We start from the raw sequence: 13,875 nt of genomic DNA on the forward strand, positions 1-13,875 counted from the left end.
ATGACTTACGCGAACCTTTCCAAGTTCTACATCAACGGTGAATGGGTGGCGCCGCTGGGCGGAACCATGATGGGCGTAGAGAATCCCGCCACCGAAGAGATCGTGGCACAGGTGGCGCTGGGGTCGGTTGCGGATGCGGATCGGGCGATCATGGCGGCGCGGGCAGCTTTTGCAGGCTTCTCAACCTGGTCGGCGGAGGAGCGGATCGCGCTGCTGGAGCGGATTCTGGCCGAGTACAACGCGCGCTATGAGGAATTCGCGGTGGCGATGAGCACCGAGATGGGTGCGCCGATGGCCTGGGCGCGCGAGGCGCAGGCCTGGGCGGGGCAGGTGCATCTGGAAAGCACAATCAAGGCGGCCAAGGAGTTTCATTGGGAAGAAATGCGGGGCGACACGCTGCTGATCCGTGAGGGGATTGGTGTTTGTGCGCTGATCACGCCGTGGAACTGGCCCATGAACCAGATCGCCTGCAAGGTGGGGCCAGCGATTGCGGCAGGCTGCACGATGGTTCTGAAACCGTCTGAAATCGCCCCGCTGTCGGGCGTGCTGTTTGCCGAAGTCTGCCATGCGGCGGGCGTGCCTGCGGGCGTGTTCAACATGGTCAACGGCTCTGGCCCCGAGGTCGGCGCGCGTATGTCGTCGCATCCGGAAGTGGACATGGTAAGCTTCACCGGGTCCACTCGCGCGGGTACGGCGGTTGCGGCGGCGGCTGCCCCCACCGTGAAGCGCGTGGCGCAGGAGCTGGGCGGCAAATCGGCCAATATCATCCTGCCGACTGCCGATCTGGCTGCGGCGGTGGCGGGCGGTGTGGAAGGCTGCTTTGGCAATACGGGGCAATCCTGCGATGCGCCCACGCGGATGTTCGTACCGATGGCGCGGATGGATGAGGCGCTGGCTGTCGCGAAAGAGGCCGCCGAGGCGGTGGTTGTGGGCGACCCCAACGATCCGGCGGTGACGATGGGGCCGCTGATTTCCAAGCTGCAATTCGACAAGGTGCAGGGGTTGATCCAGAAGGGCATCGATGAAGGGGCCACGCTGGTGACAGGCGGCACGGGGCGGCCTGCCGGGCTGAACCGGGGCTGGTTCGCACGGCCCACCATCTTTGGCCATGTGACCAATGACATGACCGTGGCGCGCGAGGAAATCTTTGGCCCCGTGCTGGCGGTGATCGGTTATGAGACCGTCGATCACGCGGTAGAGATGGCCAATGACACCGTCTATGGCCTTGCCGCCTATGTGCAGGGGCCGACGGCAGAGGCGATTGCCGTGGGGCGGCGGATGCGGGCGGGACAGGTGAGCCTGAACTACCCCGCCTGGGATACTTTCGCGCCCTTTGGCGGATACAAGCAATCGGGCAACGGTCGGGAATATGCCGATTGGGGCATCCATGATTTTTGCGAGGTGAAGGCAATCGTGGGTCACGGAAAATGAAATACGGCTATGTAGGTCTGGGCAATCTGGGCGGGCATCTGGCGGCGAGCCTGATCCGGGCCGGGCATGAGGTTGTGGTCTATGACCGCGATCCCGCGCTTGCCGAACGGCACCGGGCCATGGGGGCGAAAGTCGCCGCAGGCCCGGCCGAGGTGGCAGCACAGGTGGACCATGTGTTCACTTGCCTGCCGTCGCCTGCCGTATCCGAGGCGGTGCTGGCGCAACTGCTGACCGAGATGAAACCCGGCGCGACCTGGATCGAAAACTCCACCCTTGGGCGGGATGATATCCTGCGGCTGGCGGGGCTGGCGCGGACAGGGGGTGTGCGGCTGCTGGAGGCGCCTGTGACCGGGGGCGTGCATCTGGCCGCGCGGGGAGAGATCACCGTGCTGGTGGGCGGTGATGCCGACCTGTTCGCGATGCACAAACCCGCTCTGGAAGCGATCGGGAACCGCATCTTCCACATGGGCCCCTTGGGCAGTGCGGCAGTGATCAAGGTGATTACCAACATGCTGGCCTTCATCCATCTGGTGGCAGATGGCGAGGCGCTGATGCTGGCAAAGCGGGGCGGGCTGGACCTGAAGACCGCGTGGGAGGCGATTGCGGCTTCATCCGGCAGCTCCTTTGTGCATGAGACAGAGGGGCAGCTGATCCTGAATGGCAGCTATGACATTGCGTTCTCGATGGATCTGGCGCTGAAGGATCTGGGCTTTGCGATGGGGTTCGGGCGCGAATTCGGGGTGCCACTGGACCTTGCCGCGATGACCAACCAGACTTTCATGAAGGGCAAGGCGGTATACGGCGGCGGCGCGCAATCAACGCAGATCGTGAAGCTCTTGGAGGATGCACTAGGCACCGATCTGCGGGCGGATGGGTTCCCGGCGCGGCTTGAGTAAGTCTATTCTTCTCTGGGAAAATATCCTCTGGGGGTCCGGGGGGCGAAGCGCCCCCGGGGCTTGCCATCCATTGCAGCGCGCGGGGTTGCATTTGCCGCCGTGGCGGGGAAGGTTCGCCGCAAAGGAGCCCGCCAATGACCCTACGCAACAATGACGACCGCCGTTTTGCCGACCTGCTGCACCACCGCGCGGCGCGGCTGGAACAGGGGGATCCGGTCACGCCGCCTTTGGTCAGCGCAGCCACCTATCATCTGCCCCGGTCGGATGTGGGCGGTTTCATCTATGGCCGCATGTCGATGCCGACCTGGGAAGAGGTCGAGGCGCAGATGGCGGTGTTGGAAGGCGCGCCTTGTGTGAGCTTCCCGTCAGGGATGGCCGCGATTTCGGCGGCGCTTTTTGCGGCGGTGGTTCCGGGTAAGCGGGTGATCCTTCCGTCGGACGGGTATTACACCGTGCGGCTGTTTGCCGAGGGGTTCCTGCGACCCTTCGGCGTGACGCTGGATTATGTGCCTACCGTAGATATGGCTGCGGCTGATTTCACGGGGGCGGGGATCGTCTATATCGAGACGCCGTCCAATCCGGGGCTGGAGGTGTGCGACATCGCCGCAGTGGCGGCGCGGGCCCATGCGGTGGGGGCGGTGGTGATTGTGGACAACACCACGATGACGGCGGTCTTGCAGCGGCCCTTGGACCTGGGCGCCGATCTGGTGGTGGCGGCGGATACCAAGGCACCGGGCGGGCATTCGGATGTGCTGTTCGGCCATGTGGCCGGGCGGGATGCGGACCTGATGCAGAAGGTGCGGGATTGGCGCAAGCTGTCAGGTGCGGTGCCGGGGGCGTTCGAGGCTTGGCTCGTGCATCGCGGGATCGAGACGCTGGAACTGCGCCTGTCGCGTATGTGTGCCAGCGCGCAGGTCGTGGCGGAGCGACTGGCGGGGCATCCCAAAGTGAGGGCGCTGCGCTATCCGGGGCTGCCGGGTGATCCATCCCATGCGGTGACCGCGCAGCAGGCGCAGGGGTTCGGGTTCCTGATCGGGATGACGCTGGACAGTGCCGAGGTGGCGGAACGCTTTCTGGAGGCCTGCCCCTATATGGCGCGGACGACCTCTTTCGGGTCGACCCATTCGGCGGGGGAGCGGCGGGCGCGCTGGGGCGACGCTGTGCCGGAAGGGTTCTTGCGGCTGTCGATCGGGGTGGAGCCGGTGGAGGCGCTGTGGGACGGGATCAGCGCGGCGCTGGACGCTGTGTGAGGGGTGAAAATTCTTCGGCGAAGAATTTTCTACTGGCGATTTTTCTGCGAAAAATCGGGGCCTTCGGAGAAGGCGCTTCGGGAAATTTTTCGGTGAAAAATTTCCCTCTTGGCGCGGTCAGACGTTGGTCCAGCCGCCATCGATGCTGATCGCCTGCCCTGACAGAAAGACGGATTCGTCGGAGGCGAGGTAGACCGCCAGATGGGCAATCTCCTCGGGCTGGCCGATGCGGCCCATGGGTTGGCGCGCGATGAAGGCGGCGCGGGCGGCTTCGTAATCGCCCGTGGCGCGCAGGCGCTGTTCCAGCGAGGGGGATTCGACAGTGGCCGGGCAGATCGCGTTGCAGCGGATGCCGCGGGTGACGTAATCGGCAGCGATGGATTTGGTGATGCCAATGACGGCGGCCTTGGTCGCGCCATAGACGAAGCGATTGGGCGCGGCGATGATCGACGAGGCGACCGAGGCGATGTTCACGATGGAGCCGCCGCCATTGTCCAGCATGGCTGGCAGGAAGGCGCGGGTGACGCGGTAGAGGGATTTCACGTTCAATTCGACCGAGAAGTCGAAATCCTTCTCCTCGCAATCGAGGATGGTGCCGGCATGAACGAAGCCCGCGCAATTGAAGAGAATATCCACCGGGCCTGCCATGGCGGCGAGGGCCGTTATGGCGGCGGCATCTGTCACGTCGAGGCGGTGGGCGTCGATTCCTTCGTCGCGCAGCGCCTCAACCGCTTTGCTGTTGATGTCGGTCGCGATGACGCGGGCGCCTTCGGCCTTGAACGCGCGGGCTGTGGCGAGGCCGATCCCGGCGCCAGAGGCGGTGCAGAAGGCGGTTTTGCCTGCAAGGCGCATGATCCTGTCCCTTATCCCTATGCCTGCCAGTCAAGCGGATGGCGGGCGCGGGGGCAAGGACAAACTGACATGTTAGTCAGAGATCATCGAGGATGCGTGCCGCTTCAGCGCGTGGGTCGGCGAGGATGCTGCGGTCTTCGCCGGGGTGAAAGCGGGCGCGTGTGGCAGTGGGCATGGGCGCGGGTTCAGCAATGACGACGCGGGGGCCGTGCTTGGCATTCTCCGCCGCCCAGGATCGGGCGAGGGCGATCTGTGCGGCCTTGGTTGCGCCATAGGCGGCATAGAATTTTGTGCCGGCCTTGGGATCATCGAGAAACAGCGCCGTACCTTGCGCGGCGGCGCGCAGAAGGGGTTCCACCATTGGGATCAGCGCGCCCGTGGCGCGGGAGTTGGTGGTGATGGATTTGTCCCAATCCTTGGCATCCAGACTGCCGGCCGGGGCCAGCGGAGCCGCATGGATGGCGGCATGGACCCAGAGGTCCAGATGCCCCCAGCGATCGTGGATGGACCGGCAGAGATGGCGCATGGCATCGTCGTTGGTGATATCCATCGGCGCGAGGGTCAGGGCGCCGGCGCCGGGAAGATGGGCGGATTTGACCCGGTCATCCAGTTCCTCCAGCCCGCCCACGGTGCGGGCGACAGCCACCACATGCCAGCCACGCAGGGCAAGCTGTTCGGCCATTGCGGCCCCGAGGCCGCGGGAGGCGCCGGTGACGAGAGCGATTTTCTGGGTCATTTCGGGCCTTGGTTTGCGGGGGGCTGCGGCGAGGTTTTCTGTGACGTTTTCTGTGACGTGGTTCTATGGGACGAGCCCCGGGGGTTTCACACCCCCGGACCCCCGTGGGATATTTGAACAGAGAAGACAGGGCAAGGGCCGGGGGCAAGGGTTACGGGCAGGCCTTGACCGGTAGGTTACTGTGCCAACTCGGCCTGACGCAGGGCCAGGATGCGCTGGATAAGATCCTTGGGAAGGGGGTGGTCCGGAGTGAAGAGGATGCCGCTTTTGGAGGTTTTGAAGCCGATGGTTTCGGCGGCGAGCTGCGGCAGGATGTTGCCGGAATGGGGGTAGAGGCCAAGATGCCGCGCGAAGGCGGCATAGCCTGCAACCATCTTGCCCTTTGGCCCCGGTTGGCGGAAGCCGGGCATTGCATAGGAGATCGTCTCGACATGATCGGGCAGAAGTTGCGCGAGCGTGGCGCGCAGGTCGCGCAGGGCAGCTTGCGGCGCGGGGGGCAGGGCGGCGAGGTAGGCGTCGACCTCTGCCACCCCGCCGGCCATCACTGGGCGGCCTTCATCTGAAAGCCTTCTTCGATCTTGTCGGAGGGGGCGACCGGGTAGTCGCCCGAGAAGCAGGCATCGCAGTAGCGTGGATTTGCGGGGTCGCGGCCTGCGGCTTCGCCGGCGGCGCGATAAAGGCCGTTGAGGGAGACGAATTTCAGGCTGTCCACCCCGATCCAGTCGCGCATCTCATCCTCGGACATGGTGGCGGCAAGGAGCTTGGAGCGTTCGGGCGTGTCAACGCCGTAGAAGCAGGGCCAGGCGGTGGGGGGCGAGGCAATGCGGAAATGCACCTCGGCCGCGCCGGCATCAAGGATCATGTCCTTGATCTTGCGCGAGGTGGTGCCGCGAACGACGGAGTCGTCCACTAGGATCACCCGCTTGCCCTTGATCAGGGCGCGGTTGACGTTCAGCTTCAGACGCACGCCCATGTTGCGGATCTGTTCGGTCGGTTCGATGAAGGTGCGGCCCATATATTGGTTGCGGGTGATGCCCAGACCGAAGGGGATGCCGGATTCGGCCGCATAGCCGATGGCGGCGGGGGTGCCGGAATCAGGGACGGGGCAGACAAGATCCGCCTCGACCGGGGCTTCGCGGGCAAGTTCAACGCCGATCTGGCGGCGGGTTTCATAGACCGAATGGCCGCCGAGGATGCTGTCAGGGCGCGAGAAATAGACATGTTCGAAGATGCAGAAACGCGATTTCGCGGGCGAGAAGGGGCGGAAGCTTTCCACCTTGTCATTCTCGATCACCACCATTTCGCCGGGATCGATTTCGCGGATGAAATCGGCACCGATGATATCCAGCGCGCAGGTTTCCGACGACAGCGCCCAACCGTGATCGGCGATGCGGCCGAGCACGAGCGGCCGCACGCCCAGCGGATCGCGCACGCCGATGAGTTTTGTCCGCGTCATGGCGACGACGGAGAAGGCACCCTCAACCCGGCGCAGCGCATCCTTGATGCGTTCGGGGATGGTCTTCTGGATGGAGCGGGCCATCAGGTGGATGATGCATTCCGAATCTGATGACGATTGGAAGATCGATCCGCGTTCGATGAGTTCACGGCGCAGGGCCGAGGCATTGGTCAGGTTGCCATTATGGGCGATGGCGGCCCCGCCCATGGAAAATTCGCCGAAGAAGGGCTGCACATCGCGGATGGCGGTCGCGCCCTTGGAGCCTGCGGTGGAATAGCGGACATGGCCGATGGCCAGTTCACCGGGCAGCGTGTCCATCACGTCGGCCTTGGTGAAATTGTCGCGGACATAGCCGAAGCGGCGGGCAGAGTTGAAGCCATTCACGGGATCATAGGCGACGATCCCGCCTGCCTCTTGCCCGCGATGTTGCAGGGCGTGCAGGCCAAGGGCCACGAAATTGGCCGCATCGGCGACGCCGATCACGCCGAAAACACCGCATTCCTCCTTCAACTTGTCATCATCGAAGGGGTGGGTGGGGAAGGGGCGCATGGGGCCTCCGAATCCGGGGATGGGTATGCGTCTGATCTAGTGCTTTGTCATGCCGCTGTCACGCCCCCTTTGCCGCGCTGCGGCGGTGCGCGGGTGCACAAGGCGGTGTTCGCCGCGATCAGCCCGAGGTGGCGGGGGCGGTTTCGGCCGGGGCAGCGGTGCCGACGCAGACCTGAGTCAGGTCGTTGTAGCGGGCGACGATCCAGCCGGGGGCATCAGACGGCATCTGGGCGTCGATGTTTTCCTGGAACGAGGCGAAGACCTTGGCCGAGCGGCTGTCATCCACCATCGGGATCGCATCGGCGGCGACGGCGCGGTCATAGACGATAAAGGCCACGGCGACGAGAAGCACACCGCGCACGACGCCGAAGAGGAAGCCCAGCCCTTGATCCAGCCCACCCAGCGCGGTGCGATGGATGGCCGAAGAGAGCAGCGGCGTGAAGAGCGAGGCCACGATCAGCGCGGCGGCAAAGACAAGGGCGAAGGCCGCGATGATGGACAATTCGCAACTGTCGCCAAGGAATTCGCCCACCACGGGCAGTTCCTTGACCAGCGGTTGCACGGCGGCGGCGAAGAGGAAGGCCACAAGGGCCGCCCCGATCCAGCCGACGATGGCCATCGCCTCGCGGACGAAACCGCGCGAATAGGCGAGGATCGCCGAAAGCACGATGATGCCCGCGACAACCGCGTCGATCAGGGTGAAACCTTCCATCTGTCGTCCTGCTCCTGTCCTGCCGGGGGGGTCAGCCCGCCCCGAACATCTCGCCCACAAAGGCCGTAAGGTCGGGCATCTGACGCACCCGCATCCCCGTATCCGCCCCAAGTTTGGAACGGTCCGGCGCAATCGCCTGTGAGAAACCAAGTTTCGACGCTTCTTTCAACCTGTTTTCGGTCTGCCCCACCGGACGCAGGGCACCTGAGAGGGAGATTTCTCCGAAAAGCACCATATCGGGCGGCAGGGCCACATCTTCGCGGGCGGAAAGCAGCGCAGCGGCGACGGCCAGATCGGCGGCAGGTTCCGACACGCGCATGCCGCCAGCCACGTTGAGGAATACGTCAAGGCCCGCAAAGGGGATGCCGCAGCGGGATTCCAGCACGGCGAGGATGGTGGACAGACGCCCGGAATCTAGGCCCACGACGGTACGGCGCGGGGTGCCGAGGTTGGAGGGCGCGACGAGAGCCTGAATTTCGGTCAGCACCGGGCGCGTGCCTTCGATGCCTGCAAAGACCGCCGAGCCGGGGCTGGACTGGCCGCGATCCGACAGGAACAGCGCCGAAGGGTTGGTGACCTGCGCCAGACCGTCGCCTGTCATTTCGAACACGCCGATTTCATCGGCGGGGCCGAAGCGGTTCTTGACCGCGCGTAGGATGCGGAACTGATGGCCGCGTTCGCCTTCGAAATAGAGAACCGTATCCACCATATGTTCGACGACGCGGGGGCCGGCAATCTGGCCCTCTTTCGTTACATGGCCCACGAGGATGACGGCCACGCCACGCCGTTTGGCGAAGGTGACCAGTTCATGGGCGGCGGCGCGGACCTGAGAGACGGAGCCGGGGGCGGCCTCGACGGTATCGAGCCACATGGTCTGGATCGAGTCGATCACCGCAAGATCGGGGCGTTCGGCATCCAGCGTGGTGAGGATGTCGCGCAGGGCGGTTTCCGCACCAAGCGACACGGGCGCATCGGTCAGGCCAAGGCGTTGGGCGCGCATTCGCACCTGGGCTGAGGCTTCCTCGCCCGAGATATACATGCACTTCAACCCGCGCCGGGCAAAGCTGGCAGTCGCTTGCAGCAGCAGGGTGGATTTGCCGATGCCGGGATCGCCGCCCACGAGGATGGCAGAGGCCGGCACGAGGCCGCCGCCGAGAACGCGGTCGAACTCCTCCATCCCCGAGGCGGCGCGGGGCGGCGGGGTTTCCTCGGTCGTCAGGTCGGTGAGGGGGATGGTGCGGCCCTTGGCGCCCAGCGATTTGGGGCCGGTCGACAGAGGGGCCTCTTCGATGATGGAATTCCACGCGCCACAGGCATCGCATTTGCCCGCCCATTTGCGGTGGACTGTGCCGCAGGCGGTGCAGGTGAAGGCGGGGGCGGATTTGCTCATGCCTCTTGGGTAGCGGTTGGGGGCCGGGGGTTCAAGGGTTGCGACGGGGGCGGCCGCGGTGGGTGAGGATCAGCGACAGCGCCACACAGAAGGTGAACAGCCACAGGCCCCAAGCGGTTTCGATGGTGCCGAACCCGGTGCCCTTGGCCAGCACGATGTAGAGCGCGATCAGAAAGATGTCCGCCATGGCAAAGCGGCCCAGCAGGCGCAGGGCAGGCAGGGCGCGGGGGGAGAGAAGGTGAACGTCGATCAGCGCAAGGCCGATCACCTTTGCATAGGGCGCCACAAGGGCGAGGAGCGCGACCAAAGCCGCAAGGGCGGGGTCTGTCTCCCAAAGCGCCTGAAGGCCGGTGATGACCGAGATTTCCGACAGGCCGAAGAGCGGCAGAAGGCCCGCGCGCAAAAGCGGCGCGAACCATGCGACCGGGAACAGGATCAGGAGCGACAGGTTCAGGATGACGGCGATGCGCATGGCCCCATTGGGCGGGAAGGCCCGGTTGCGCGCAAGTCACTTTGCCGGTTTGGGCAATTGAACAACGGTGGCGTCGCGCGGATCATCAACCTCAAGCGCATAGCCAAGTTGGGGAAGGATTTCGCGCAGGTCGGCCTCAAGCCGTTTGATCTGCTGTTCGGCAAGCCGTTCCTCGGCTTCGATATCCGTCAGCCAGCGGCGCAGTTCATCGGTGGTTTGCCGCGCGAGGGTGATGCGGTCGGTGAGGGCCTGCACCTCTTCCTGACGTTGGCGAAGGAAATCGCGGGCGCGCGAGACGCGGGCATCGGAATAGGTGCGGGCGAGATCGCGTGTCTGAAAGCTCATCGCGGCGGCGAGTTGCAGAAGTTCGGGTTCCAGATGGGCCAGATCGGGGTGCTGTCGCAGGTGGTTGAGGCGCGCGCGCATGTTCTCAAATTCGGCCGATAGGGCAAAGACCCCGGCGCGGTCGGCGGCATGAGCGATGCGATAGGCGTGGGCCACATCCTCCAGCCCCATGGCAAAGGTGCGGTGGCTGCGTTCCAGACGGGCCATGCGGGTGTTGGCCGGCAAAAACAGGCAGAGCAGGGCCGAGAAAGCGGTTAGGCCAAGTTGCGCCCACATGCCGGCATTGGGCAGTTCGGACGCGCCAAAACCAAGTGAAAGGCGGGGCCATGGCAGGACGCCAAGCGCGGCAAGGCTGCTGGCTGCGATCAGGCAAAGGGTGAGCAGGATCACAAGGCCATGGGCCACGGATTGCAGCGCGCGCAGGGCAACACGCAGGTTGCCGGACAGGACGGGGGACATAAGCAGCACTCACACACTCTTTACACGTCCGACAGGCAAGCGCAGGGACGGGAGATTCGGCAAATGTTTTTGTGATCATTAGTTTTGGAAAGAAACAGACCAAGGCTCGTGGGCTGATTGTTTACCAAATCGCAACAATCAGCCCAGCAGAAGGACGACCACCGCGGCGACGGGAAGAACCCACAGAAAGGTGCCCACGATCCAGTGGCCCCAGATCGGCGCGGGCCATTCGCCCAGCACATGCCGTGCCCAGGCCCAAACCAGCCAGAACCAGCAAAGTATTGAAAAGACGAGGCTGGACTGACGCAGTTCCACATAAGCCGACTGCCAGGGCAGGATCAGCCAGAGGCAGAAGCCGCAGGCGAACAGCGCCAGCAGACCCGCGCCCTCTACCCTTTGCCGCCAGCCTGCCAGCGCGGCGACTGCGATGGTCACGGGGATCGCGGCAACGAGGCCGCGGATCAGGCCGGAGCCGGACAGCAGGGCGAGCGCCTGTTCCGCCCAGGCCTGCATCAGCGCACCGCGGCGATGGGGCCGGTGGCCCGCCCGTGGATAAATTGCTGGACATAAGGATCGGCGGTGGCGTCAAGGTCGGCAATGGGGCCGGTCCACTGAATCACGCCGTCATGCAGCATGGCCACGCGGTCGGCGATGGCGCGGACCGAAGACATGTCATGCGTGATGGTCATGGCGGTGGCCCCCATTTCCGTGACGATTTCGCGGATCAGGTCATTGATGACGCCGGCCATGATCGGGTCAAGCCCGGTGGTGGGTTCATCGAAGAAGATGATCTCAGGGCTTGCTGCGATGGCGCGAGCCAGGCCCACGCGTTTCTGCATCCCGCCCGACAATTCGGCGGGGAAGAGGTCAGCCACTTCGGGTTTCAGGCCCACGCGGCGAAGTTTTTCGATGGCGATTTCGCGCGCCTCGGCCTTGGCGTGCTTGGTGGTGCCGCGCATCAGGCGAAAGGCCACGTTTTCCCAGACGCGCAGGCTGTCGAACAATGCGCCGCCTTGGAACAGCATCCCGAAGCGGGCGAGAAAGGCATCGCGGTCGCCTTTGGTGACATCCTGCCCGTCCAGCGTGATGGAGCCGCCATCATGGCGGACAAGGCCAAGGATGCATTTCAGCAGCACCGATTTGCCGGTGCCGGACCCCCCGATGATGACCATGCTTTGCCCCGAGGGGATGGTCAGGTTCACCCCGCGCAGCACGCGGTTCTTGCCGAAGGTCTTGGTGACGTCGGTGAGCGTGATCATGCGGAGAAAAACAGTTCGGTAAGGATGTAATTGGTGGCGAGGATCAGGACCGAGGCGCCCACAACGGCGGCCTTGGTGGCCGCGCCCACGCCCTGTGCACCGCGACCGGAGTTCATGCCGTGATAGCAACCCATCAGCGCCACGATGAAGCCGAAGGCCGCGCCCTTCCACAGGCCCGAGACGACATCCCAGCTTTCCAGGAAGTCATAGGTATTTTGCAGATAGACGGTGGAGTTGAAGCCCAACCTGTTCACCCCCACCAGCCAGCCGCCCGCAATGCCGATGGCATCGCCCACGCCCACCAGCACCGGCACCGCCAGCGTGGCGGCCAGCACGCGCGGCACGGCGAGGTATTTAATCGGGTTGGTTGACAGCGTCACCAGCGCGTCGATCTGTTCGGTGACCTTCATCGTGCCGATCTCGGCCGCGATGGAGGATGCCACGCGGGCGGCGACCATCAGGCCGCCCAAGACGGGGCCGAGTTCGCGCACCATGCCGATGGCGACGATGGAGGGGACCACCGCCTCGGCGTTGAACCTTGCACCGCCGGAATAGATTTGCAGCGCCAGCGCGCCGCCGGTGAAGACGGCCGTCAGGCCCACGACAGGGAGCGAGAACCAGCCGATATGCATCAGCGCATGGAGAAACTCACGCGGGTAGAAGGGGGGGCGAGAGAGGTGGCTGATCACCTGCGCAGCAAACAGCGCGACACGGCCGATGGCAGCCAAGGCTGCCAGCACGGGCCGCCCGATGGCGGCGAGCGGCGCGGCAAGGGCGGTCATGCCTGCCCCCCTGTGCGGCGGTCAATGTAGCGGCGGGTGTAACGCGGGCCGAGCGAGGTGAGGATTTCGTACCCGATTGTGCCTGCGACGGCGGCCAGATCATCGACGCCTTGATGGGGACCGATGATATCCAGGCTGCGCGGAACCTGCGGCAGGTGGGTGATGTCGGCGGTGATCAGGTCCATGGACACGCGGCCCAGCAGGGGCACGGGCGTGTCGCCATCCCAAAGGGTGGCTTTGCCCGACAGGGCGCGGGGCAGGCCATCAGCATAGCCTGCCGCCAGAGTGGCCACGAGCGTAGGTTTGCTGGCCGTCCAGCCACAGGCATAGCCCACGGTTTCGCCCGGTGCCACCTCACGCGTTTGGATGACGGGCAGCGACAGGGTGATGGTCGGATGGGCTTGCGCGAAGGGTTGGCCGCCGTAAAGGCCGATGCCCGGACGGGTGAGGTCGAAGTGATAGTCCGGGCCGAGGAGGATGCCACCCGTGGCTGCGAATGAGCGGGGGACGCCCAGCCCATCGGTCATGGCGTGAAAATTGGCCAGTTGCATGGGGTTCATCGGATGGTCCGGCTCATCCGCGCAGGCGAGGTGGGACATCAGAAGTTCCGGCCGCGCTGCCAGCACGATGGGGGCCACAGCCTGCCATTCCGCCAGTTCCATGCCGAGGCGGTTCATGCCTGTATCGAGTTGAATCCCGAAGGGATGGCGGGGCAACGCCTCCAGATGGCGGGTGACCTGCTGGAGCGAATTGAGCATCGGGGTGAGGTCGAGATCATGGATCATCTCGGTATCACCCGGCATATGGCCGCCAAGGATTGCGATTTGGGGACCGGGGCCTAGCACCTGCCGCAGGGCCGCGCCTTCTTCGGTCACGGCAACGAAGAACCGCCGCGCGCCGGCGCGGGCGAGGGCCGGGCCGGTGCGGGCGATGCCGGTGCCATAGGCATCGGCCTTGACGACGGCGGCGGTCTGCACGCCGGGGGCGGAATGGCGATCCAGCGCCTGCCAGTTGGCGGCGATGGCGTCGAGGTCGATGGAAAGGGATGCGGTTGCCATGGTCCGGGGGTTTTCGGCAGGGGCGGGGCCGGGGTCAAGGGAATTCTGGCGGCGAGGGTATCACGGGGTGGCGAGGGTGATCCGATGGCGCGCGGGCAGGGTTGCCCGCGCAAGGCTTTTCTCCCCGTTCCGTGCCTGCGCACGGACCGGGGCCCCGGGGGGCTGTCTGCCCCCCGTCCCTGACGGGACGTCCCCCGAGGATGGTTGTGCAGAGAAGAATGGGGGCGG

At 65.1% G+C, this 13,875-nt stretch carries 15 protein-coding genes; 3 read left to right on the forward strand and 12 right to left on the reverse strand.

Annotated elements, in window-relative coordinates; genetic code table 11:
- From RSE12_10600 to RSE12_10610, 3 genes are all read left to right on the forward strand, one after another.
- Window positions 1-1,431 (forward strand): aldehyde dehydrogenase family protein, encoded by a 1,431-nt coding sequence (locus RSE12_10600; GenBank protein ID WRH60862.1) that lies wholly within the window; start codon window positions 1-3, stop codon window positions 1,429-1,431.
- The gene (locus RSE12_10605) at window positions 1,428-2,327 is read left to right on the forward strand and encodes an NAD(P)-dependent oxidoreductase (protein WRH60863.1); all 900 of its coding nucleotides are present in this window, start codon (window positions 1,428-1,430) and stop codon (window positions 2,325-2,327) included. The genes RSE12_10600 and RSE12_10605 overlap by 4 nt, the downstream gene beginning before the upstream one ends.
- Window positions 2,328-2,461: 134 nt before the next feature.
- Window positions 2,462-3,577 carry a cystathionine gamma-lyase gene (locus tag RSE12_10610; GenBank protein ID WRH60864.1) on the forward strand — a complete coding sequence of 372 codons (1,116 nt, stop codon included), beginning with the start codon at window positions 2,462-2,464 and terminating at the stop codon, window positions 3,575-3,577.
- Between the two features lie 117 nt (window positions 3,578-3,694).
- On the opposite strand, the gene RSE12_10615 is transcribed toward RSE12_10610, so the two are convergent.
- From RSE12_10615 to alr, 12 genes are all read right to left on the reverse strand, one after another.
- Entirely contained in the window at window positions 3,695-4,429 is a 735-nt protein-coding gene (locus RSE12_10615) for an SDR family oxidoreductase (protein WRH60865.1), read from the reverse strand.
- 76 nt (window positions 4,430-4,505) lie between these two features.
- Complete coding sequence (locus tag RSE12_10620) at window positions 4,506-5,165, reverse strand: SDR family oxidoreductase (protein ID WRH60866.1); 660 nt, start codon at window positions 5,163-5,165, stop codon at window positions 4,506-4,508.
- 176 nt (window positions 5,166-5,341) lie between these two features.
- Complete coding sequence (locus RSE12_10625) at window positions 5,342-5,707, reverse strand: DUF1801 domain-containing protein (GenBank protein WRH60867.1); 366 nt, start codon at window positions 5,705-5,707, stop codon at window positions 5,342-5,344.
- Entirely contained in the window at window positions 5,707-7,170 is a 1,464-nt protein-coding gene (purF, locus tag RSE12_10630; protein WRH60868.1) for an amidophosphoribosyltransferase, read from the reverse strand. Before purF ends, RSE12_10625 begins: the two co-directional genes overlap by 1 nt.
- Before the next feature lie 118 nt (window positions 7,171-7,288).
- A complete protein-coding gene (locus RSE12_10635) occupies window positions 7,289-7,882 on the reverse strand; it encodes a CvpA family protein (protein WRH60869.1) in 594 nt (197 codons plus the stop codon).
- A gap of 31 nt (window positions 7,883-7,913) precedes the next feature.
- Entirely contained in the window at window positions 7,914-9,272 is a 1,359-nt protein-coding gene (gene radA, locus RSE12_10640) for a DNA repair protein RadA (protein ID WRH60870.1), read from the reverse strand.
- Between the two features lie 31 nt (window positions 9,273-9,303).
- Entirely contained in the window at window positions 9,304-9,744 is a 441-nt protein-coding gene (locus RSE12_10645) for a paraquat-inducible protein A (GenBank protein WRH60871.1), read from the reverse strand.
- A gap of 36 nt (window positions 9,745-9,780) precedes the next feature.
- A complete protein-coding gene (locus RSE12_10650) occupies window positions 9,781-10,548 on the reverse strand; it encodes a DNA repair protein (protein ID WRH64788.1) in 768 nt (255 codons plus the stop codon).
- Between the two features lie 138 nt (window positions 10,549-10,686).
- Window positions 10,687-11,061, reverse strand: a complete 375-nt coding sequence (locus RSE12_10655; GenBank protein ID WRH60872.1) for a hypothetical protein — start codon at window positions 11,059-11,061, stop codon at window positions 10,687-10,689.
- A complete protein-coding gene (locus RSE12_10660; protein WRH60873.1) occupies window positions 11,061-11,807 on the reverse strand; it encodes an ATP-binding cassette domain-containing protein in 747 nt (248 codons plus the stop codon). Before RSE12_10660 ends, RSE12_10655 begins: the two co-directional genes overlap by 1 nt.
- Window positions 11,804-12,589: an ABC transporter permease gene (locus RSE12_10665; protein ID WRH60874.1), complete on the reverse strand. Its 786-nt coding sequence runs from the start codon at window positions 12,587-12,589 to the stop codon at window positions 11,804-11,806. The genes RSE12_10660 and RSE12_10665 overlap by 4 nt, the downstream gene beginning before the upstream one ends.
- A complete protein-coding gene (alr, locus tag RSE12_10670) occupies window positions 12,586-13,647 on the reverse strand; it encodes an alanine racemase (GenBank protein ID WRH60875.1) in 1,062 nt (353 codons plus the stop codon). Before alr ends, RSE12_10665 begins: the two co-directional genes overlap by 4 nt.
- Between the last annotated feature and the right edge of the window lie 228 nt (window positions 13,648-13,875).

It is taken from the genome of Fuscovulum sp. (genome assembly GCA_035192965.1).
Lineage (GTDB): Bacteria > Pseudomonadota > Alphaproteobacteria > Rhodobacterales > Rhodobacteraceae > Paragemmobacter.